Annotated in this window: 16 protein-coding genes; 6 read left to right on the top strand and 10 right to left on the bottom strand. The window is 71.1% G+C overall.

Translation table 11 applies throughout. The features are described 5' to 3' along the window. Window positions 1-31: 31 nt before the first annotated feature. The 5 genes from NYP07_RS16045 to NYP07_RS16025 all read right to left on the bottom strand — a co-directional run bounded on the left by NYP07_RS16045 (window position 32) and on the right by NYP07_RS16025 (window position 8,957). Entirely contained in the window at window positions 32-715 is a 684-nt protein-coding gene (locus NYP07_RS16045) for a CAAX prenyl protease-related protein (RefSeq protein WP_268152165.1), read from the bottom strand. Between the two features lie 57 nt (window positions 716-772). Beyond that, window positions 773-2,308: an alpha,alpha-trehalase TreF gene (gene treF, locus NYP07_RS16040; protein WP_268152164.1), complete on the bottom strand. Its 1,536-nt coding sequence runs from the start codon at window positions 2,306-2,308 to the stop codon at window positions 773-775. Beyond that, window positions 2,305-3,540, bottom strand: a complete 1,236-nt coding sequence (locus NYP07_RS16035; protein WP_268152162.1) for an MFS transporter — start codon at window positions 3,538-3,540, stop codon at window positions 2,305-2,307. Before NYP07_RS16035 ends, treF begins: the two co-directional genes overlap by 4 nt. Before the next feature lie 688 nt (window positions 3,541-4,228). Continuing rightward, window positions 4,229-6,760 carry a TonB-dependent receptor gene (locus NYP07_RS16030; protein WP_268152161.1) on the bottom strand — a complete coding sequence of 844 codons (2,532 nt, stop codon included), beginning with the start codon at window positions 6,758-6,760 and terminating at the stop codon, window positions 4,229-4,231. A gap of 298 nt (window positions 6,761-7,058) precedes the next feature. Continuing rightward, window positions 7,059-8,957, bottom strand: coding sequence for a phosphoenolpyruvate carboxykinase (GTP) (locus NYP07_RS16025; RefSeq protein WP_268152160.1), 1,899 nt, complete (start codon window positions 8,955-8,957; stop codon window positions 7,059-7,061). A 386-nt stretch (window positions 8,958-9,343) separates the two neighbouring features. Between NYP07_RS16025 and NYP07_RS16020 the strand changes: the two genes are divergently transcribed. Beyond that, window positions 9,344-10,252 (top strand): carbohydrate kinase family protein, encoded by a 909-nt coding sequence (locus tag NYP07_RS16020; RefSeq protein ID WP_268152159.1) that lies wholly within the window; start codon window positions 9,344-9,346, stop codon window positions 10,250-10,252. After that, a complete protein-coding gene (locus tag NYP07_RS16015; RefSeq protein WP_268152157.1) occupies window positions 10,249-11,157 on the top strand; it encodes a pseudouridine-5'-phosphate glycosidase in 909 nt (302 codons plus the stop codon). The genes NYP07_RS16020 and NYP07_RS16015 overlap by 4 nt, the downstream gene beginning before the upstream one ends. A gap of 41 nt (window positions 11,158-11,198) precedes the next feature. Here the strand turns inward: NYP07_RS16015 and NYP07_RS16010 are convergent, their stop codons facing one another. The 3 genes from NYP07_RS16010 to NYP07_RS16000 are packed head-to-tail and all read right to left on the bottom strand — an operon-like array spanning window position 11,199 to window position 12,992. Next, on the bottom strand, window positions 11,199-11,672 hold the full coding sequence (locus tag NYP07_RS16010; protein WP_268152155.1) for a low molecular weight protein-tyrosine-phosphatase: 474 nt from the start codon (window positions 11,670-11,672) through the stop codon (window positions 11,199-11,201). Window positions 11,673-11,676: 4 nt separating this feature from the next. Then, complete coding sequence (gene rpe / locus NYP07_RS16005) at window positions 11,677-12,366, bottom strand: ribulose-phosphate 3-epimerase (RefSeq protein WP_268152153.1); 690 nt, start codon at window positions 12,364-12,366, stop codon at window positions 11,677-11,679. Between the two features lie 11 nt (window positions 12,367-12,377). Then, window positions 12,378-12,992: a DNA-3-methyladenine glycosylase I gene (locus tag NYP07_RS16000; protein ID WP_268152152.1), complete on the bottom strand. Its 615-nt coding sequence runs from the start codon at window positions 12,990-12,992 to the stop codon at window positions 12,378-12,380. A 147-nt stretch (window positions 12,993-13,139) separates the two neighbouring features. On the opposite strand from NYP07_RS16000, the gene apaG reads away from it, so the two are divergent. The 3 genes from apaG (at window position 13,140) to NYP07_RS15985 (ending at window position 16,672) form a co-directional block, all read left to right on the top strand. Further along, the gene (gene apaG / locus NYP07_RS15995) at window positions 13,140-13,514 is read left to right on the top strand and encodes a Co2+/Mg2+ efflux protein ApaG (protein WP_268152150.1); all 375 of its coding nucleotides are present in this window, start codon (window positions 13,140-13,142) and stop codon (window positions 13,512-13,514) included. After that, on the top strand, window positions 13,511-15,475 hold the full coding sequence (locus tag NYP07_RS15990) for a site-specific recombinase (RefSeq protein WP_268152149.1): 1,965 nt from the start codon (window positions 13,511-13,513) through the stop codon (window positions 15,473-15,475). Before apaG ends, NYP07_RS15990 begins: the two co-directional genes overlap by 4 nt. A 198-nt stretch (window positions 15,476-15,673) precedes the next feature. Beyond that, window positions 15,674-16,672 carry an MltA domain-containing protein gene (locus NYP07_RS15985; RefSeq protein WP_268152148.1) on the top strand — a complete coding sequence of 333 codons (999 nt, stop codon included), beginning with the start codon at window positions 15,674-15,676 and terminating at the stop codon, window positions 16,670-16,672. On the opposite strand, the gene NYP07_RS15980 is transcribed toward NYP07_RS15985, so the two are convergent. Further along, window positions 16,662-16,943: a DUF427 domain-containing protein gene (locus NYP07_RS15980; RefSeq protein ID WP_268152146.1), complete on the bottom strand. Its 282-nt coding sequence runs from the start codon at window positions 16,941-16,943 to the stop codon at window positions 16,662-16,664. The genes NYP07_RS15985 and NYP07_RS15980 overlap by 11 nt on opposite strands. Window positions 16,944-16,969: 26 nt before the next feature. Here NYP07_RS15980 and NYP07_RS15975 point away from each other — a divergent pair, with 26 nt between their 5' ends. Then, window positions 16,970-17,245 (top strand): hypothetical protein, encoded by a 276-nt coding sequence (locus NYP07_RS15975; protein ID WP_268152144.1) that lies wholly within the window; start codon window positions 16,970-16,972, stop codon window positions 17,243-17,245. A gap of 136 nt (window positions 17,246-17,381) precedes the next feature. Here NYP07_RS15975 and NYP07_RS15970 read toward each other — a convergent pair whose 3' ends face one another. Next, the gene (locus NYP07_RS15970; RefSeq protein WP_268152143.1) at window positions 17,382-18,152 is read right to left on the bottom strand and encodes an FAD binding domain-containing protein; all 771 of its coding nucleotides are present in this window, start codon (window positions 18,150-18,152) and stop codon (window positions 17,382-17,384) included. Window positions 18,153-18,160: the final 8 nt, after the last annotated feature.

The following is an 18,160-nucleotide window of genomic DNA, read 5'->3' as shown; positions in this document are numbered from 1 at the left end:
TTCAGGGATCTGGAAAGCTCCGGCCCGGGCCTTACCAGAACTCCCAACGGCCGGTCCAGATGACCCACAGGCCGAGCAGCGCGTTCGTCACCGCGTGCGCGACGACGGCCGTCCAGAGCTTGCCGCTGCGGCGGTAGAGCCACGCATAGGCCAGGCCGGCGATGACGGCGGCCAGCCACAGCGTGTGGGCCAGCATGAAGACGAAGGTGGACACCACGACGGCCTTCAGGCCGACGGTCTGCGGGTCGACGCGCTCGAAGCCGGGGTGCTGCACCCAGCGCATCAGGAAGCTGCGCCAGAACAGCTCCTCCATGACAGGCACGATCAGGACCGCGCCGGCCATGCGCAGCGCGATCAGCGGCCAGACGGGCCGCCCGTCGGCGTCCAGCGGCACGAAGCTGGCGGTGGCCTCGCCGAGCTGCATCCACGGCGCGTCCAGCCTCACCCAGGCGGCGAAGACGGCGATGCCGACGACGACGGCCCAGCCGGTCTCGCGCGCGTCGGGCAGGTTCTGGCGCGCCAGTTCGCCGTAGCCGCGCCAGTAGCCGGCCAGCAGCGCGGCGACGACGAGGGTCTGCGCGCCGTAGATCCAGCGGGCGTCCAGCCCCAGGCCGCCGGGCAGATAGCCCCGCAGCGCGAGCAGGGCCATGAAGACGACGAAGGGCAGGCAGCGCGCGAACGCGGCGGGGCTGATTGCGGGTGGCGCGGCGGGCATGGCGGGCGCAGCTTAGCCCGGCGGGACGGCGGCCCGGGCCGGAGCGAACCCCGAGTCTCAGGGGGCCGGGGTTTTCAGCAGCCCATCCCTGAAGGCCGCGAAGACGCCATTGGTCCAGCCGAAGCCGTCCTGGGTCTCGTACTCGCCGCCGCCGCCGGGGCGGTCGCGGGCCACGTCGTATTTCTCCAGCAGCCGGCCGGTGGCCAGGTAGACGCGCTGGACGCTGGCGCACCAGCGCTCGGCGATGTCGCGGGCCAGCTCCGCGTGGCCGTAGCGGGCCAGGCCGAGCGCGGCCACCCACTGCAGCGGGGCCCAGCCGTTGGGGGCGTCCCATTGCTGGCCGGTGACGAGGGTCGTCGACAGCAGGCCGTTGGCGCCGAGCAGCTGCCGGCGCACCTGGGTGGCCATCGCGTCGGCCTGGGGCTGGGTGGCCATGCCGAGGTAGAGGGGCATCAGCGCGGCGGCCGTCAGCGGGCGCGGGTCGCCGGCATGGGTCCAGTTCAGGTCGGCGAAGTGCCGGGCGTCGGCGCGCCAGAAGCGCGTCTGCAGCAGCTCGCGGCGCGTGGCGGCGCGGGCCGCGAAGGCCTGGGCCGTGGCGGTGTCGCCGCTGCGCGCGGCGCCCAGCGCGATGGCGTTCTCCAGGCCGGCGAGCAGCGCGTTGAGGTCGACGGGCGCGAGGGCCGTCGTGGCGATGGTGGCGATGTCGGCCGGGTCGGTGCACCAGCGGCCGGAGAAGTCCCAGCCGCTCTCGGCGCCGGCGCGCAGGTCGCGCCAGACCTGCTCGCGCGGCCGGCCGCCGGCCTTCTCGGCCGTCTCGACGTCTTCGCGCCAGCTCTCCTCGCGCGGCGTGCAGCGGTCGTCCCAGTAACGGTTCAACAGCGCGCCATCGGCCGTGCGCAGCACGCGGCGGTGGGCCTGGCCGGGCGCGAGGCCGGCCGCGCCGTCCATCCAGAAGGCATGCTCGGTCTTCAGCGCGCCGAGGTGGCCCGCGAAGCCGGCGGCCGGGTCGTCGGCGTGCAGCAGCTCGACCATCTTGAAGAACAGCGGCGGCTGCGAGCGGCTCAGCATGTAGCTGCGCGTCGCGTTGGGGATGAAGCCGTAGCTGTCCAGCAGATAGGCGAAGTTGGCGAGCAGCTGCTCGGCCAGGTCGCGCCGGCCGTCGGTGACGAGGCCGCGCATCGTGAAATAGCTGTCCCAGTAGTAGAGCTCGCGGAAGCGCCCGCCGGGCACGACATAGGGCTGGGGCAGCGCGAGCAGGCTGTCGCCGTCCTGGGCCTGGGTGTGCTCGCGCACCAGCAGCGGCCACAGCGCGCGGATGTGCTCGCGGATGCCCAGGCGCAGGCCGACCGGGGCGCTGTGCCCGGGCAGCACGAAGTGGGCGTGCACGAAGTCGGCCAGCGCGAAGCCGGGCTGGCGGCGCTCGGCCTCGAAGCGTGCGCGGATCAGCGCCGGCGCGGCCTTGGGCCGGGCGTCGACAAAGCTCTTGCCGTCGCCGAAGACGCGCTGCATCTGCACGTCGATGAAGAGTTCGCCGTACAGCTCGTAGGGCGTGGCGGCCAGGCGTTCGGCGGCGCGCGGGAGGGGGACGGTCATGACGAGAGATGCCGGCGCAGCCGGTTGAGCGAGACGGCGAGCACGGCGACGGGCAGCAGCAGCAGGCCGAAGGCCGTGCTGCCGTCGAAGGCGACGAAGAGGCGGCCGGTGACGAAGCTGCCGAGCGTGCCGCCGAGGGCGGAGAAGACGACGATGAGGCCGGTCATGGCCGCGTGCCGGCGCTGCGGCAGCGCGCTCAGCATGGCCGAGTTGATGGCCGGGTAGATGGGCGCCAGCAGCAGGCCGGTGGCCGGCAGCAGATAGGCCGCGGGCGGCGCATTGAGCCAGCCGCTGCTGTCGCCCAGGGGCCGGGCGTGCGCGGCCAGCGGCAGCGCGACGAGGATGAGCGCCGCGATGCCGGCGAGGCAGGCGATGACGACGGCGAACCAGCCCAGCCGCCCGATGACGGCCGCGCTCGTCAACCGGCCCAGCGCCGTGCTGGCCGGCATGATGACCGCCAGGCCCACGCTCATCGCGGTGGGCAGGTGCAGCACCTCCTTGTTGAAGCTGGGCAGCCAGGTGGAGATGCCCTGCTCGATCAGCACATAGAGGAAGGCCGACAGCAGGAAGACGACGACCAGGGCCAGGCGCAGCAGCGGCGCCATCGCGAGCAGGTCTTCGCGCAGCGTCGTGCCGGGCGACTGGATGGGGCCCTCGTCCAGCGGGCTGGCGAGCAGCAGCACGAAGGCCGCCGCGGCGGTGGCGGCGAGCAGCGGATAGACGCCGAGCCAGTGCGTGCCTTCGGCATGCGCGGCCTGGCTGAACAACAGATAGCCGCCCAGCACGCCGACCATGAACAGGCCTTCGAGCAGGTTGGTGAAGCGGGCGTGGCCGGCGCGGTCCTGCGTGACCAGGCCGATCATGGAATAGGCCGAAACCTTGACCAGCGCGAAGCCGGCGCCGAGCGTGGCGAACAGCAGCTTGATGGCCCAGAAGGCGCTCAGCACCGGCATGGCGAGGCAGGCCGCGCCCACGGCCGCCAGGGCCAGCAGCATGGCGCGCTTGAGGCCGAGTCTTGGAAGCAGCGATGCGACGAGGAAGGACGTGACCGCGATGGGCAGGTCCTTCCAGGCGTCGAGCAGGGCGGCGTCCTGGCGGGCGACGCCCAGGGTCTGAACGACGAGCAGATTGACGGCGCCGACGCTGTTCAGCAGGGCGCCGAACAGCATGTAGGTGAGGATGATGGCGAGCTTGGTGCGTTGCGCGCCGGCTGAGGTGGTGTGGGTTGTCATTCCGGCATCTTGTGATTGGCGAGGCCCATGCCGGGACGTCGCCCCGGCGGGCGACCTACTTTCTGAGCGACCAGAAAGTAGGCAAAGAGTCGCCCCCGAACCGCCCTGCCCTTTGCTGCGCAGCGGGCTGCCCTGCGGTACTCAAGCCTTGAGGCCTCGCGCAGAACTCGCTTCGCTACGCTGCGCTCAGACAACTGCGCGAAGTCAGAGCTTGAAGCGCGCTGCGCGCGCGGCCTCAAGGCTTTCCGTTCCTCGGCGGGCTCAAAGGGGGGCTGAAGGAACAGCCACGACCGAAGGGCGTGTGCGTTTGGCTGTTGGCTGTTCGGCTGTTTCGGCTCTCCCCTTCTAAACCGCCGAGAAGCGCAGGAGTCCGGGGCGCGAGCGCAGCGAGCTTCAAGAACTGAATTCGCGCCCCTTTGTTTGAACGGAGCGTAGCGAAGTGAGTTGGGCGCGGCCCCGGGTTCCGAGCATCGCAGGGCACCCCGAAGGGGCGGTTTTGCAGGGGCCGCTCTTTGCCTACTTTCTGGCGGGCCAGAAAGTAGGTCGCCCGCCGGGACTGAGCCCGGACACAAGGCAGTCCACTGCGGACTGCCTTGTGCCTGGCGAAGGGCTTGCCGCTTGCAAGCGGCAAGCCAGAAATCCCGGCTGGGCCTCGCCACAAAGACAAAGCAACGAGCAAGCATCCGAATCAGAACTGGAAGCCCACGCTCAACTCGTAAGCCCGCCCAAACAGCGGCCGCGCCAGGAACACCCCGTCCTGCCCGACGCCCTGCCCCGGCACGCGGAAATTGCCTTCCGTCAGCCCGACCTTGTTGGTCAGGTTGGTCCCGGTCAGGCGGATCTCCAGGCCGTTGTCCATCGTGAACACCGCGCCCGCGTCGAGGGTCTGGTAGGCCGGCAGCTTCAGCGTGTTGGTCTGGTCCGCGAAGCGCTCGCCGACCTGGCTGAAGGTCGCGAAGGTGCGCAGCTGGCCATAGGCCGTCTGCGTCTGCCAGCTCGGGGTCAGGCGGGCCTGGAACTTCGGGGCGCGCTCGACGCGGTTGCCGCTGTACTGCTGGAAGTCCTGGTACTTGGCGTCCTGGAAGTTGCCCGTCGCGGCGATCTCGAAGCCGTAGCCGGGGCGCAGCGCCAGCTCGAACTCCAGGCCGGTGGCCTTGCTGTTCGGGCGCAGCACGACGTTGCCGGCATTGGTGAACTGCTGGGTCTGCGAGTTGGTCAGCTGGTTCGAATACGCGGTCAGGAAGGCGCTGTAGAGCTTGGTCGCGGTCTTCAGGCCGATCTCGTACTGCGTGATGTCCTCGACCGGGTCCTTGGCCTCGTTGGCGCCGCGGCCGCGCAGCACGTCGAAGTCGGGCATGCGGTGGCCCTTGTTCACGCGCACGAAGGCGCTGAGATCGCGGCTGAAGGCGTAGTTGGCGCCGGCCGTGAAGGAGCTGCGGCTGAGCTTGCTGTCGATCAGCGTGTTCGTGCCGTTGAAGTAGGCGAGGTTGTTGTTGTAGAGGGTCGTCGGGTCGTTATCCAGGTCGCCGTTGCTGACGTTGGCGATGGTGCCGGTGATGTGCTGGGTCTCGCGGCGCGCGCCCAGGTCCACGCGCAGCGCCTGGGTCAGCTGCCACTCGTCGGCGACGAAGAAGGCGCGCGTGTCGCCGCTGTAGCTGGCATCGAGGTTGTAGGAGAACGGCGGCGTGACGTAGCCGTTGCGCGAGGCCTTGACGCCGTTGTCCAGCACCACGTCGATCAGGCGGGCGTGGGGCTGCACCGTCATCAGCTGGGCCTGGCCCAGGGTCCAGACGTCGTGCGAGCTGTAGCCGGCCAGGTAGAGGCCCAGGGTCAGGTTGTTGCCGGGCGCGATCTCCCTGGACAGGCGGGTCTCGTTGGTCGTCGAGCGCAGCGTCTTGTCCACCGCCCACATGCCGTTGACGATGACGGGCATGGCCATGTTGGTGATGGCGCCGCCGCCGTTGGTGTAGGCGGCCGTGCCGGTGGTGGCGGCCTTGCCGGCGGCCGCGGTCACGGCGGGGCTGTTGGCCGCGCTGACCTGCGAGGCGATGTAGCTGCCCAGGGTCTGCGGGTTGGCGCCGGAGAACAGCGCGTAGGTCGGCACGTCGCCGCTGGTGTGGCCGAGCTTGTTGGTCAGCGTCCAGTCGCCGAGCCGGGTGTCGAGGTTGGCGCCATAGGTCTGCACGGTGGCGCCGCGGCCGTCGGCCAGGTCCTTGGTGACGGTGCTGCGCAGGATCTCGGGCTGGCCATTGGGCAGGGTGCGGCCGGTCGCTCGGCCGGTCTCCAGCACGATGTTGCGCAGCTCGTTGCCGTAGAAGTAGGCCGTGCTGGCGTCGAAGCCCGGGTAGCTGGACACGCCCTTGCCGTCGGCGCTGCCGACCACCGGGATGGCCGTGTAGAAGGCGTTGCGGTCGTTCAGCGCGCGGGCGTAGAGCTGCAGGTTGCCGTCGTCGAGCTTGCGGTTCAGCACCAGGCTGAGCTGGCCGCCGTCGTCGGCCGGGAACTGGGTGTCGCGCAGGCCCTGGCTCTGGCGCCAGAAGCCGCCGACCATCACGGTCCATTTGTCGGACAGCGGGCCGGCGTAGACGCCGTCCACGCGCTTCAGGCTGCCGGTGCCGGTGGTCACGCGCAGGCTGCCCTCGGGGCTGCGGCCGTCCTTCTGGATGAAGTTGACCGTCACGCCGGGCTGGCCGCTGCCGAAGATGGGGCTGGGGCCGCCGCGCAGCACTTCCATGCGGTCGATGGTGTCGTCCAGCCGGAAGAGCTGCGAGTGCTCGAAGAAGCTCAGCGTGGGCAGGTGGTAGAGCGGCGCGCCGTTGAGCTGGAAGGTCGAGTAGGGGCCGTCGCCCGGCGTCGGGAAGCCGCGCACGCGGATGTTGGCGCCGGCCTGGCCGCCCGAGGTCTCGACGAAGACGCCGGGCACGGTCTTCAGGATGTCGGCCGTGCTGGTGGGCGCGGCCTGCTTGATCTGCTCCTCGGTGGCGGTCGTGATCGAGAAGCCGGCCTCGAGCTTGCGCACGCCTTCGCGGCGTGCCGTGCCGGTGACGACGACGGCTTCGAGTTCCTTCACTTCGGGCGATTCCGCGGCCGGCTTGGTCGCGGGTTTGGCGGCCTCCTGGGCCAAGGCGGCGCCGCACAGCGCGGTGGCAGCCAGGGCGATCAGCTGGGGGCGGAAGAAGGCGCGGGCGCCGTTGCGCGGCGCGGCATGGGGGCTGGGCATGGATGTCTCCGGTGGTTGTTGTGCGTCCCGAAAACCGGCGCGGCCGTCGTCGACTTTCGATGGGCTGGACTTTGCCGGCAAATGTTATCGATGTCATTTGGGTAAACACCAGTGTTGCAGCGACATGACATCGATGGCATCGATTGCGGTCCAATAGGAGGTCGGGCGGAAAGGTCCAGGATCACTCCGCGTGACGGAAAGCACCACGCCTCGTCGAGTCAGCCGGCTGGTCCCAGGTTCCGGTCCGGCATGAAAAACGGGCGCCCGAGGCGCCCGTTGTGCATTGCGGCCGGGTCGGTCAGCCGAGCTCGGCCAGCCTGGCCTCGATGGCTGCCTTGATCTGCTGCAGCTGGGCCGGCACCTTGGCGCCGAGCTGGGCGAACAGCGCGTCGTGCAGCTTCATCTCCGCCTGCCACTCGGCGGCGTCGATGCGGGTCACGGTGTCGAACTGGTCGGCGCTGAAGTCCAGGCCCTGCCAGTTCAGGTCGGCGTAGTCGGGCGTCACGCCGAAGAGGTGCTCGCCGCCATGGCCGCCGCCGTCGATGCGGTCCAGCATCCACTTCAGCACGCGCATGTTCTCACCGTAGCCGGGCCAGACGAACTTGCCGTCGGCGCCCTTGCGGAACCAGTTGACGCAGTAGATGGCCGGCAGCTTGGCGCCTGTTTTTTCACAGACTGCCTGCAGCTTGGCGCCCAGGCTGAGCCAGTGCTGGAAGTAGTCGGCCATGTTGTAGCCCATGAAGGGCAGCATCGCGAACGGGTCGCGGCGCACGACGCCCTGCTGGCCGGCCGCGGCGGCGGTGGTCTCGGAGCCCATCGTGGCGGCCATGTAGACGCCTTCGGTCCAGTTGCGCGCCTCGGTCACCAGCGGCACCGTGGTGGAGCGGCGGCCGCCGAAGATGAAGGCATCGATGGCCACGCCGGCCGGGTTGTCCCAGTTGGTGTCCAGCGCCGGGTTGTTGGTCGCGGCCACCGTGAAGCGTGCGTTCGGGTGGGCAGCCTTGGCGCCGGTCTCCTTCGCGATGGCGGGCGTCCAGTCCTTGCCCTGCCAGTCGATCAGGTGGGCGGGCAGGGCCTTGTCGGCCGTATCGGCCTCCATGCCTTCCCACCAGACGTCGCCGTCATCGGTCAGCGCGACGTTCGTGAAGATCACGTCGCGGTCCAGGCTGGCCATGCAGTTGGGATTGGTCTTGTGGTTGGTGCCCGGCGCGACGCCGAAATAGCCGGCCTCGGGGTTGATCGCGTAGAGCCTGCCGTCGGCCCCCGGCTTGATCCAGGCGATGTCGTCGCCGATGGTCGTGACCTTCCAGCCCTCGAAGCCCTTGGGTGGCACCAGCATCGAGAAATTGGTCTTGCCGCAGGCGCTCGGGAAGGCGGCGGCGACGTGGTACTTCCTGCCCGCCGGGCTCTCGACGCCCAGGATCAGCATGTGCTCGGCCAGCCAGCCCTGGTCGCGGCCCATCGTGGACGCGATGCGCAGCGCGAAGCACTTCTTGCCCAGCAGCGCATTGCCGCCATAGCCCGAGCCATAGCTCCAGATCTCGCGCGTCTCGGGGTAGTGGACGATGTACTTGGTGGTGTTGCAGGGCCAGCTCACGTCGGCCTGGCCGGCCTCCAGCGGCGCGCCCACGGTGTGCACGCAGGGCACGAAGTCGCCGTCCGCGCCGAGCAGCTCGATGACCGCGCGGCCCATGCGCGTCATCGTGCGCATGTTGACGGCGACGTAGGGGCTGTCGCTCAGCTCCACGCCGATGTGGGCGATCGGCGAGCCCAGCGGCCCCATGCTGAACGGCACGACGTAGAGCGTGCGGCCGCGCATGCAGCCCTTGAACAAGGCCTTGTCGCCGGTCTGCAGCAGCGCGCGCATCTCGGCCGGGGCCATCCAGTTGTTGGTGGCGCCGGCGTCATCCTTGTTCTCGGAGCAGATGAAGGTGCGGTCCTCGACGCGGGCGACATCGCTCGGGTCGGAGTTGGCCAGATAGCTGCCGGGGCGCAGCGCGGGGTTGAGTTTCTTGAAGGTACCGGCGGCGACGAGCTTGTCGCACAGGCGCTGGTATTCGTCGGTGCTGCCGTCGCACCAGTAGACGTCGGCCGCCTCGGTCAGCGCCGCGATCTCGGCCACCCAGGCGATCAGCCGGGCGTGTTTGACGTAGGCAGGCAGGTTCAGACGCAGGCCCTGCATCGCGGGTTGGTTCATGGTGGAAGCTCCGATCATGGTGATGTGTTTGGGTCAGCCACCGGAGCTGGCCCAAGCACACCGGGCTGGGGCCAGGATTGTCGAATCCAATGTAATCACGCCGTAACCACCGGGATCGGTGGGGTCATGCAAAACCGGAATAAGCCCATGCTGCCGCGGCCGTCAGGCTCATGGCGGCAGCGAAGTGTGTCTGGGGTTTACGCGAAGTTGGCGTGAAATTCGACGGAATTTCGACTGTCGACTCTGAACCTTCTGGAGGTGCCGCCCAGCCGGGCTCTGGCCCGGCGGCCTGAAGGTGCGGACCGATGCGGACACGATCCGCGCTGGCCTGGCCGGAGGCGCAGGCCGGCTGCCGCCAGCCCGCAAGGCCTTCCTAGAATTGCGCGATGAGCCCTTGCGCCGCCCCCGTCGTCTGCATCGGCGGCCTCAACATCGACCGCAAGCTGCGTCTGCTGGCCGAGGCTCTGCCGGCCTCGTCCAATCCCTGCGAGGCGCATGAGACGCCCGGCGGCGTCGTGCGCAACGTGGCCGAGAACCTCGCGCGCCTGGGCCTGCCGGTGGCGCTGGTCGCGGCGGTCGGCGACGACGCCGGCGGCCGTCTGCTGCTGGCGCAGGCTGCCGAAGTCGGCATCGACACGCGCGCCGTCATCCAGCGGCGCCGCCACGCCAGCGACAGCTACACGGCCGTGCTGGCGCCCGACGGCAGCCTGGCGCTGGGCCTGGCGGCCATGCCGCTGGTCGACGGCCTCGGTCCGCCGGCGCTGGCGGCCAGCCGGGCGCTGCGCGCGGGCGCGGCCCTGGTCGTCGCCGACGGCAACCTGCCCGCCGCTGCCTGGCCGCTGCTGCTGGCCGAGGCGCGCGACGGCGGCGTGCCCCTGGTGGGCGTGGCCGTGTCCGAGGCCAAGATGGCGCGCCTGCCGGAGTCCCTCGCCGGCCTGCACCTGCTGATGCTGAACGCCGGCGAACTCGGCACCGTGGCCGCCGAACCGGCCGCGGCCTTCGCGGCCCTGCATGCGCGCGGCGTGGCCCGCGTGCTCGTGTCCCGCGGTGCGCAGGGCCTGCTGCTCAGCGAGGCCGGCTGGGCGCCGCGCCACTGGCCGGCGCCGGCGGTCGACATCGTCGACGTGACCGGCGCGGGCGATGCGCTGGCGGCCGGCGTCTGCGCGGCCCTGCTGCGCGACGGCGGCGACTTCGACGCCGCGGCCCGCCTAGGCCTGGACCTGGCCGCGCTGACGCTGCAGACCGAGGCCAGCGTCCACCCCGAACTGACCCCCCGCTTCCTGGAAGAACGATGAACGAACTGATCCAACTCTCGCCCGAAGTCGCCGCGGCCCGCGCCGAGGGCCGGCCCGTCGTCGCGCTGGAATCCACCATCATTGCCCACGGCATGCCCTGGCCGCAGAACCTCGACACGGCCCGCGAGGTCGAGGACCTCATCCGCGCCGAGGGCGCCGTGCCGGCCACCATCGCCGTAATGGCGGGGCGCATCCGCGTCGGCCTGACCGCTGCCGAGCTGCAGCAGTTGGCGCAGTCGCCCGATGCGATGAAGCTCAGCCGCCGCGACCTGCCCTATGCCATCGCCACCGGCCGCCTGGGCGCGACGACGGTGGCCGCGACGATGATCTGCGCCCAGCTGGCCGGCATCGAGGTCTTCGTGACCGGCGGCATCGGCGGCGTGCACCGCGGCGGCGCCGACAGCTTCGACATCTCGGCCGACCTGCAGGAGCTGGCGCGCACGCCGGTGGCCGTGGTCTGCGCCGGCGCCAAGTCCATCCTCGACCTCGCGCTGACGCTGGAATACCTGGAGACCCACGGCGTGCCGGTGCTCTCCATCGGCCAGCACAATTTCGCCGCCTTCTTCACGCCCGACAGCGGCCTCAGGGCCGATTTCCGCATGGACGATGCGGCCGAGCAGGCCCGCTTCATCCGCGCCAAATGGGCGCTGGGCCTGGGCGGCGGCGTCGTCGTCAGCAACCCCGTGCCGGCGGCCCAGGCCATGCCCCGCGAGGAGATCGCCGCGATCACCGCCCAGGCCCTGGCCGAGGCCGAGGCCCAGGGCATCCAGGGCAAGGCCATCACGCCCTTCCTGCTGGCGCGCATCAAGGCGCTGACGGGCGGGCGCAGCCTGGCCACCAACATCGCCCTCGTGAAGCACAACGCGCTGGCCGGCGCGCGGCTGGCGCGCGCGCTGCATGGCTGAACCCGCGCGAGGTCGCCGAGTTCGCGGCGCGAGCCGCCTGATCAGGCCAACTTGAGGCGGCCCTCGCGGGCGGCCATCTGCAGGCTGCCGGCGGCGCGCTCGATCATGCCGATGACGGCGTCGAAGCCCTGGGCCGGGCCGAAGTAGGGGTCGGGGACGTTCTGGCCGGCCAGCTCGGGCACGAAGTCGGTCAGCATCAGGATGCGGGCACGCAGCTCGGGTGCGGCCTGGCCGCGCAGCGCCTCCACATGCTCGGCCTCCATCGCCAGCACGAGGTCGTACTGGCCGAGCTGCTCCGGGTCGGCGCGGCGCGAGCGCCATTTGCGGTCCAGGCTGTAGTTGTGGCGGGCCAGGGCCGCCGCGGCGCGCGCATCCACCGGGCCGCCGCGCGGGTCGGCATGCACGCCGGCCGAGGCGATGGTCTTGAACACATCACCCAGCCTGGCCTTGAAGACGGCCTCGGCCATCGGCGAGCGGCAGATGTTGGCGGTGCAGACGAGCAGGATGGCGGCCATGGCTTCAGGTCTTGGCGAGTTCGGCGCGCATCGCGTCGATCACCGATTTGTAGTCGGCCTTGCCGAAGATGGCCGAGCCGGCGACGAAGGTGTCGGCACCCGCCGCGGCGATCTCGCGGATGTTGTCGACCTTGACGCCGCCGTCGATCTCCAGCCGGATGTCGCGGCCGCTCCTGGCGATGATCTCGCGCGCCTTCTGCAGCTTCTGCAGTGCCGTCGGGATGAAGCTCTGGCCGCCGAAGCCGGGGTTCACGCTCATCAGCAGCACCATGTCGACCTTGTCGATGACCCACTCCAGCACGTCCAGCGGCGTGGCCGGGTTGAAGACCAGGCCGGCCTGCTTGCCCTCGCCCTTGATGAGCTGCAGCGTGCGGTCGACGTGGGCGCTGGCCTCGGGGTGGAAGCTCACCATGTCGGCGCCGGCGCGGCAGAAGGCCTGGGCCAGGCTGTCGACGGGCTGCACCATCAGGTGCACGTCGATGACGGCCGGGCTGCCGTCGGGCTTGACCGCGTGCTGGCGCAGCGCCTCGCAGACCATCGGCCCGAAGGTCAGGTTGGGCACGTAATGGTTGTCCATCACGTCGAAGTGGATCCAGTCGGCGCCGGCGGCCAGCACGTTCCTCACCTCCTCGCCCAGGCGGGCGAAATCGGCGGACAGCAGGCTGGGGGCGATGAAGTGTTGGCGGGCAGACATAGCCCGCAATTCTAGATTCCGGGCCTCTTGAACCGGTCGCGCGCCTTCTGCGCCTCGGCCCAGTGATGGCAGCCGGGCTGGTGGTCGTTGATGAGGCCCATGGCCTGCATCAGCGCATGCATCGTCGTCGGGCCGACGAACTTCCAGCCGCGCTTCTTCAAGTCCTTGGACAGCGCCTCGGAGGGTGCCGACTGCGCCAGGTTGTGCGCCACCGAGTTCTTCGGCGGCTCGAAGCGCCACAGATAGGCGGCGAGCGAGCCCTCGGCGGCGACCAGCTCCACGCAGCGCCCGGCGTTGTGGATGGCCGCTTCGATCTTGCCGCGATGGCGCACGATGCCGGCATCGGCCAGCAGCCGCGCCACGTCGGCCGCGCCGAAGCGGGCCACCCGGTGGTAGTCGAAGCCTGCGAAGGCCGCGCGGAAGGCCTCGCGCTTGTTCAGGATGGTCCGCCACGACAGGCCGCTCTGGAAGCCCTCCAGGCAGAGCTTCTCGAACAGCCGGAAGTCGTCGGCCACGGGGCTGCCCCATTCCTCGTCGTGGTAGCGCAGATAGGTCTCGTCGCCGGGCGCGGCGGCGCACCAGGCGCAGCGCGGCCGGCCGTCGGGAGGGAGGTAGAGGGGTTTCATGGGGAGGTGTCGGCGATGGCCATGTCGGCTGCGGCTCTTCGCCGGGCCCAGCAGTGCGCCCGGCGGGCAGAGACAGTGCAGCACTTAGGATCGCGCATCTCGACGGAGATACGCCCGAGCATAGCGTTCGGGCCCGATAATCTTCCCATGGCCACCCCCCGTTTCAGCTGCGGCGCCGCGGTGCAGGCCCTGCCCGAGCAGACTCATCTCGAGCAGGGCCTGTACGCCTACAGCTACACGATCACGATCGAGAACACCGGCGACGTGCTGGCCCAGCTCATCGGCCGGCACTGGGAGATCACCGACGCGCGCGGCCAGGTGCAGGTCGTCGACGGGCTGGCGGTCGTCGGCCACCAGCCGGTGCTGGCGCCGGGCCAGAGCTTCCAGTACAGCTCCTGGGCCCAGATCGGCACGCCCCAGGGCACGATGCGCGGGCGCTTCCTGTGCGTGACCGAAGGCTGCGAGGTCTTTCATGCCGAGGTCGACGAGTTCCTGCTCGCCGACAGCGCCTCCCTGCATTGAGCTGGGACCTCACCGCCCTGCTCAACGCGGCCGATCCTCAGGCCGCGCTGGCCGAGCGCAACCTGTGGCTGGTGCGGCTGCTGGAATGGCTGCGCCATGCCGCGCCGCGCGAGCAGATCCCGTCGGGCACGCTGCGGCCGGTCGTGCGCCTCAAGCATCTGCTCAACGTGCTGGAGCGCCACCCCGACCACGCCCGCCGCTTCTCGGCCGTCATCGCCGGCGTCTGGAACGACGTCGACGCGGTCAGCCTGTTCGCCGAGGTCGGCTTTGCGCCGCGCATGGCGCTGTGGCATGAGTTCCTGGGCCGGCTGCGCCGCCGCCTGCTGCCGGCCACCACCGACACGCGCGACCTCGCGGCGCTGTTCGAGCTGCTGTTCGGCGACCGTGCCGACGAGGACTGGATCGCCGCCATCGACGACGAGCTGCTCGGCCGGCTGAGCCTGCTGTTCGCCGCCACGCCGGACGACGGCTGGCGCGTCGAGGCGCGTGCCGCGGTCACCGTGCTCGTCAGCAGCGTGCATGCGGCCGGCCTGTCCGGGATGCTGCGCGTGCGCATGGACGAGCCGCTGCTGCAGGACCGGCCCTTCCACCAGCTGCCGGCGGCCTGGGAGGCCGTCGAGCGCGCGCTGCAGCCGGGCGCGGCCGACGCGCCCGGGCCGCCGCTGCAATACCTGCGCGCGCTGCTGGACCGCTGCCGTGCCGCCGCGCTGACCGTGCCCGAGCACCTCGAGACCCATGGCGTGTCGGTGGACCTGATGTTCACCGTCGAGCAGCTCACCGCGCGGCTGGACCGCATCGAGGCGCTGCTGGCCTGCCTGGTGTCGCGCGAGCCGCAGCGCGAGCTGCTGCGCCTGGTCGCCGGCCTGGTGCGCGTCGTGCACGAGCGGCGCAGCCTGCGCACGCTGTTCGCGAGCCACTACTCGCTGCTGGCGCGCAAGCTGGCCGAGCGCAGCGCCGAGACCGGCGAGCACTACATCACCCGCAACCGCGACGAATACCGCGACATGCTCGGGCGCGCGGCCGGCGGCGGCGCCGTGATCGCCGGCACCACCTTCGTCAAGTTCTTCATCGCGCTGCTGGGTTTCACGGCCTTCTGGGGCGGCTTCTGGGCCGGCGTGAACTACGCGCTCAGCTTCGTCCTCATCCACCTGCTGCACTGGACCGTGGCCACCAAGCAGCCGGCCATGACGGCGCCGGCCATGGCCCACAAGCTGCTGCACATCGAGCGTGACGACAACCTGCAGGGCTTCGTCGACGAGGTGGCCCACCTCGTGCGCTCGCAGGTGGCCGGCATCGTCGGCAACCTCGCGCTGGCGGCGCCCGTCGTGCTGGCCGTGCAGCTGATCTGCCGCGCCGCCTTCGGCGCGCCGCCGGTGGGCGAGAGGGAGGCCCACTATGTGCTGCAGTCGCTGAGCCTGGCCGGCCCCTCGCTGCTGTTCGCGGCCTTCACCGGCGTGCTGCTGTTCGCGTCCAGCCTGATCGCCGGCTGGGTGGAGAACTGGTTCGTTTTCCACCGCCTGGACAGCGCCATCGCCTGGAACCCGCGCATCGTCGCCACGCTCGGCCGCGCCCGCGCGCAGCGCTGGTCGCGCTGGTGGCGGGCCAATATCTCGGGCCTGGCGGCCAACACCAGCCTGGGCCTGATGCTGGGCCTGGTGCCGGCGCTGACCGGCTTCTTCGGCCTGGCCCTGGAGGTGCGCCACGTCACGCTGGGCACCGGCCAGCTTGCCGCGGCCGTCGGCGCGCTGGGTTTCGGCGTGATGACGACCTGGGCGTTCTGGTCCTGCGTGATCTGCATCGCCGGCATCGGCGTGCTCAACGTCGGCGTCAGCTTCTTCTGCGCCTTCAAGGTGGCGCTGCGCTCGCGCGGCATCCGCCTGGCCGACCGGCGGCGCGTCAATGCGGCGATCCGGGCGCGGCTGTGGCGCGAGCCGCTGAGTTTCCTGATTCCGCCGCGCTAGTCCTCGCGGCGCTCGCCCTTGTCGCGGCCGGAGAACATGGTCCACCAGACGATGAACACGAAGATCAGCAGCGCGCCGAGGGCTTCGAGGGCGAGGAGCAGCATGGGGTGGTGGGCGCGTGGGGGACTGGCCGCGATTCTAGGAAGCCTGGCGGCCTGTTCGTCGCCGCCGCTGCAGGCACCGCCCGCGGCGGCGCCCATGCCGCGGGCGAGCGCGGCGCGCTGGGCCGCCGTCGACTGGCGGGACCTGCCCGGCTGGGGCAGCAGCGACGACCTGCTCGCCGCCTGGCCGGCCCTGCTGGCCAACTGCCAGCGCCCCGCGCCCGGCTGGGCCGAGTTCTGCGCCCGCGCCGCACAGCAGGCGCCGGCCGACGCGACCGAGGCCACGCTCTTCCTGATGAAGCATCTGCGCCCCTGGCGGCTGGCCGCCGACGGTGGCGAGGCGACCGGCCTGCTGACCGGCTATTTCGAGCCCCAGCTGGTCGCCAGCCGCGTGCGCCAGGGCGTCTTCCAGTGGCCGCTGCTCGCGCTGCCCGCAGACCCCGCGCTGCGCCGCCTGCCGCGCCGCGACAGCGACGCCGACCCGCGCTTCGCCGCGCTGGCCTATCTCGACGACCCCTTCGCGCTGCTGCAGCTGCAGGTGCAGGGCTCGGGCCGCCTCGTCATGCGCGACGCGAACGGCGGCGCCGAACGCGTCAGCCGCGTCGCCTTTGCCGGCCACAACGACCAGCCCTTCCAGTCGGTCGTGCGCGCGCTGCTGGAGCGCGGCGAGGTCGGCGATGCGACGCCGCCCAGCCTGCGCGACTGGGCGCGCCGCAACCCGGGCCGGGTGCGCGACGCGCTGGCCGTGAACCCGCGCGTCGTCTACTTCCGCGAGGAGGCGCTGGCGGACGCGTCGCAAGGCCCGCGCGGTGCCCAGGGCCTGCCGCTGGTGCCGGGCCGCTCCGTCGCGGTGGACAGGGCCGTCATCGGCCTGGGCACGCCGCTGTGGCTGGACAGCACCGAGCCCTGGTCGCCGGGCGCCGCCGCCGCGCCGCTGCGCCGCCTCGTGCTGGCCCAGGACACCGGCGGCGCCATCCAGGGCGCCGTGCGCGCCGACCTGTTCTGGGGCTGGGGCGACGATGCCGCGCTGCGCGCCGGCCGCACCAAGCAGCCGCTGCGGCTGTGGGCGCTGCTGCCGCAGGGGCTCACTCCGTGACCTTGACGCCCTTCCAGAACGCGTAGCGGCCCTTGATCTCGGCCGCCGCGGGCAGCGGGTCGGGGTAGTACCAGACCGCGTCCGGGTTCATCTCGCCGTTGATCAGCAGGCTCAGGTATTTGGCCTCGCCCTTCCAGGGGCAGCGGCTGACGTGGTTGCTGAACGTCGTGTACTGCTTGTTCAGCGCCTCGGCCGGGAAATAGTGGTTGCCTTCGACGACGACGGTGTCGCTGCTCTCGGCCAGGGTCACGCCGTTCCAGACTGCCTTCATGGCGGGTCTCCTTGAAAATGAAGTCGATGAAACGCTACCACTCCCACCTCGGCCGCGACATCGTCATCACCGGCGGCAGCGCCCGGGATCTGCTGCCGGGCCAGTTCGGCGTGCTCGCCATCGACGGCGGCGCGGGCGGCTGGTCCGTCGTGCACAAGGGGCCGGACGGCGACGTCGTCGAGCTGAACAACGAGATGCACTTCGAGCTGCCGGAGGAGGCGCTCGCCTTCGCCAAGGAGCTGATCGGCCTGATGACGCCGGAAGGCGATGAAACTGCCCCTCGCCCAATCTCGCCACGCTGAACGCGGGCGAGCCTGGTCGGTCCCCCGCGGGGACAAGGCTGTTTGCGGCATTGAGCCGCAAACAGCCTCAGGCGGGCCGGCTTGGGAGCGGCCCGGCGCTCGGCCCGAAATACTCCCGTTCTATCCGTTGCGGACCTCAGGCCGCCGCCACTGCCCTCGCCGCCAGCTCGGGAATCAGCGCGGCGCGGTAGTCGGCCGTGCCGTGCAGGTCGTGGTTCAGCCCGGCGGCATCGACCTTGACGGCGCGCGCGGCGGCCGGGCTCCAGTCGCGGGCCAGCGCCGTCTCCAGTTCGCGGCAGCGAAACACGCCCGGCCCGGCGCCGGTGACGGCCACGCGCACGCCGGCGTCGAAGCGGGCGACGAACACGCCCACCAGCGAGAAGCGCGAGGCCGGCTGCTTGAACTTCTGCCAGCCGGCCGCCTTCGGGCAGGGGAAGCTGACCGCGGTGATCAGCTCGCCGTCTTCCAGCGCGGTCGTGAACAGGCCCTGGAAGAAGTCGTCGGCCGCGAGGTCGCGGCGATTCGTGTGGACGGTGGCGCTCAAGGCCAGCACCGCGGCCGGGTAGCAGGCGGCCGGGTCGTTGTTGGCGAGGCTGCCGCCCAGCGTGCCGGCATTGCGCACCTGGCGGTCGCCGATGCGGCCGGCGAGGTCGGCCAGGGCCGGGATGGCCCGGCCCACGTCGGCCGATGCGGCCACCGTGGCATGCGTCGTCGCGGCGCCGATGCGGACGGCGCCACCACCCACCGTGATGCCCTGCAGCTCGGGCAGGCGGCGCACGTCGACGAGGCCGGCCGGTGCGGCCAGGCCCAGCTTGATCGCGCCGAGCAGCGACTGGCCGCCGGCCAGGAATTTGTCGTCGGCGCCCAGGCGGGCCGCGGCGACGGAGGATGCGGCTTGGTAGTTCATCGTCATCT

The sequence above is a fragment of the Pelomonas aquatica genome (assembly GCF_026712205.1).
In the GTDB taxonomy this organism is placed as follows: domain Bacteria; phylum Pseudomonadota; class Gammaproteobacteria; order Burkholderiales; family Burkholderiaceae_C; genus Pelomonas; species Pelomonas aquatica.
This window is presented reverse-complemented; position numbering and strand designations above follow the sequence as displayed.

What these genes read in the sequence shown, in the direction of transcription:
- NYP07_RS16045 (WP_268152165.1), bottom strand. Translation starts at nt 715, where the DNA reads ATGCCCGCCGCGCCACCCGCAATCAGCCCCGCCGCGTTCGCGCGCTGC.
- treF (WP_268152164.1), bottom strand. Translation starts at nt 2,308, where the DNA reads ATGACCGTCCCCCTCCCGCGCGCCGCCGAACGCCTGGCCGCCACGCCC.
- NYP07_RS16035 (WP_268152162.1), bottom strand. Translation starts at nt 3,540, where the DNA reads ATGACAACCCACACCACCTCAGCCGGCGCGCAACGCACCAAGCTCGCC.
- NYP07_RS16030 (WP_268152161.1), bottom strand. Translation starts at nt 6,760, where the DNA reads ATGCCCAGCCCCCATGCCGCGCCGCGCAACGGCGCCCGCGCCTTCTTC.
- NYP07_RS16025 (WP_268152160.1), bottom strand. Translation starts at nt 8,957, where the DNA reads ATGAACCAACCCGCGATGCAGGGCCTGCGTCTGAACCTGCCTGCCTAC.
- NYP07_RS16020 (WP_268152159.1), top strand. Translation starts at nt 9,344, where the DNA reads ATGAGCCCTTGCGCCGCCCCCGTCGTCTGCATCGGCGGCCTCAACATC.
- NYP07_RS16015 (WP_268152157.1), top strand. Translation starts at nt 10,249, where the DNA reads ATGAACGAACTGATCCAACTCTCGCCCGAAGTCGCCGCGGCCCGCGCC.
- NYP07_RS16010 (WP_268152155.1), bottom strand. Translation starts at nt 11,672, where the DNA reads ATGGCCGCCATCCTGCTCGTCTGCACCGCCAACATCTGCCGCTCGCCG.
- rpe (WP_268152153.1), bottom strand. Translation starts at nt 12,366, where the DNA reads ATGTCTGCCCGCCAACACTTCATCGCCCCCAGCCTGCTGTCCGCCGAT.
- NYP07_RS16000 (WP_268152152.1), bottom strand. Translation starts at nt 12,992, where the DNA reads ATGAAACCCCTCTACCTCCCTCCCGACGGCCGGCCGCGCTGCGCCTGG.
- apaG (WP_268152150.1), top strand. Translation starts at nt 13,140, where the DNA reads ATGGCCACCCCCCGTTTCAGCTGCGGCGCCGCGGTGCAGGCCCTGCCC.
- NYP07_RS15985 (WP_268152148.1), top strand. Translation starts at nt 15,674, where the DNA reads ATGCCGCGGGCGAGCGCGGCGCGCTGGGCCGCCGTCGACTGGCGGGAC.
- NYP07_RS15980 (WP_268152146.1), bottom strand. Translation starts at nt 16,943, where the DNA reads ATGAAGGCAGTCTGGAACGGCGTGACCCTGGCCGAGAGCAGCGACACC.
- NYP07_RS15975 (WP_268152144.1), top strand. Translation starts at nt 16,970, where the DNA reads ATGAAACGCTACCACTCCCACCTCGGCCGCGACATCGTCATCACCGGC.
- NYP07_RS15970 (WP_268152143.1), bottom strand. Translation starts at nt 18,152, where the DNA reads ATGAACTACCAAGCCGCATCCTCCGTCGCCGCGGCCCGCCTGGGCGCC.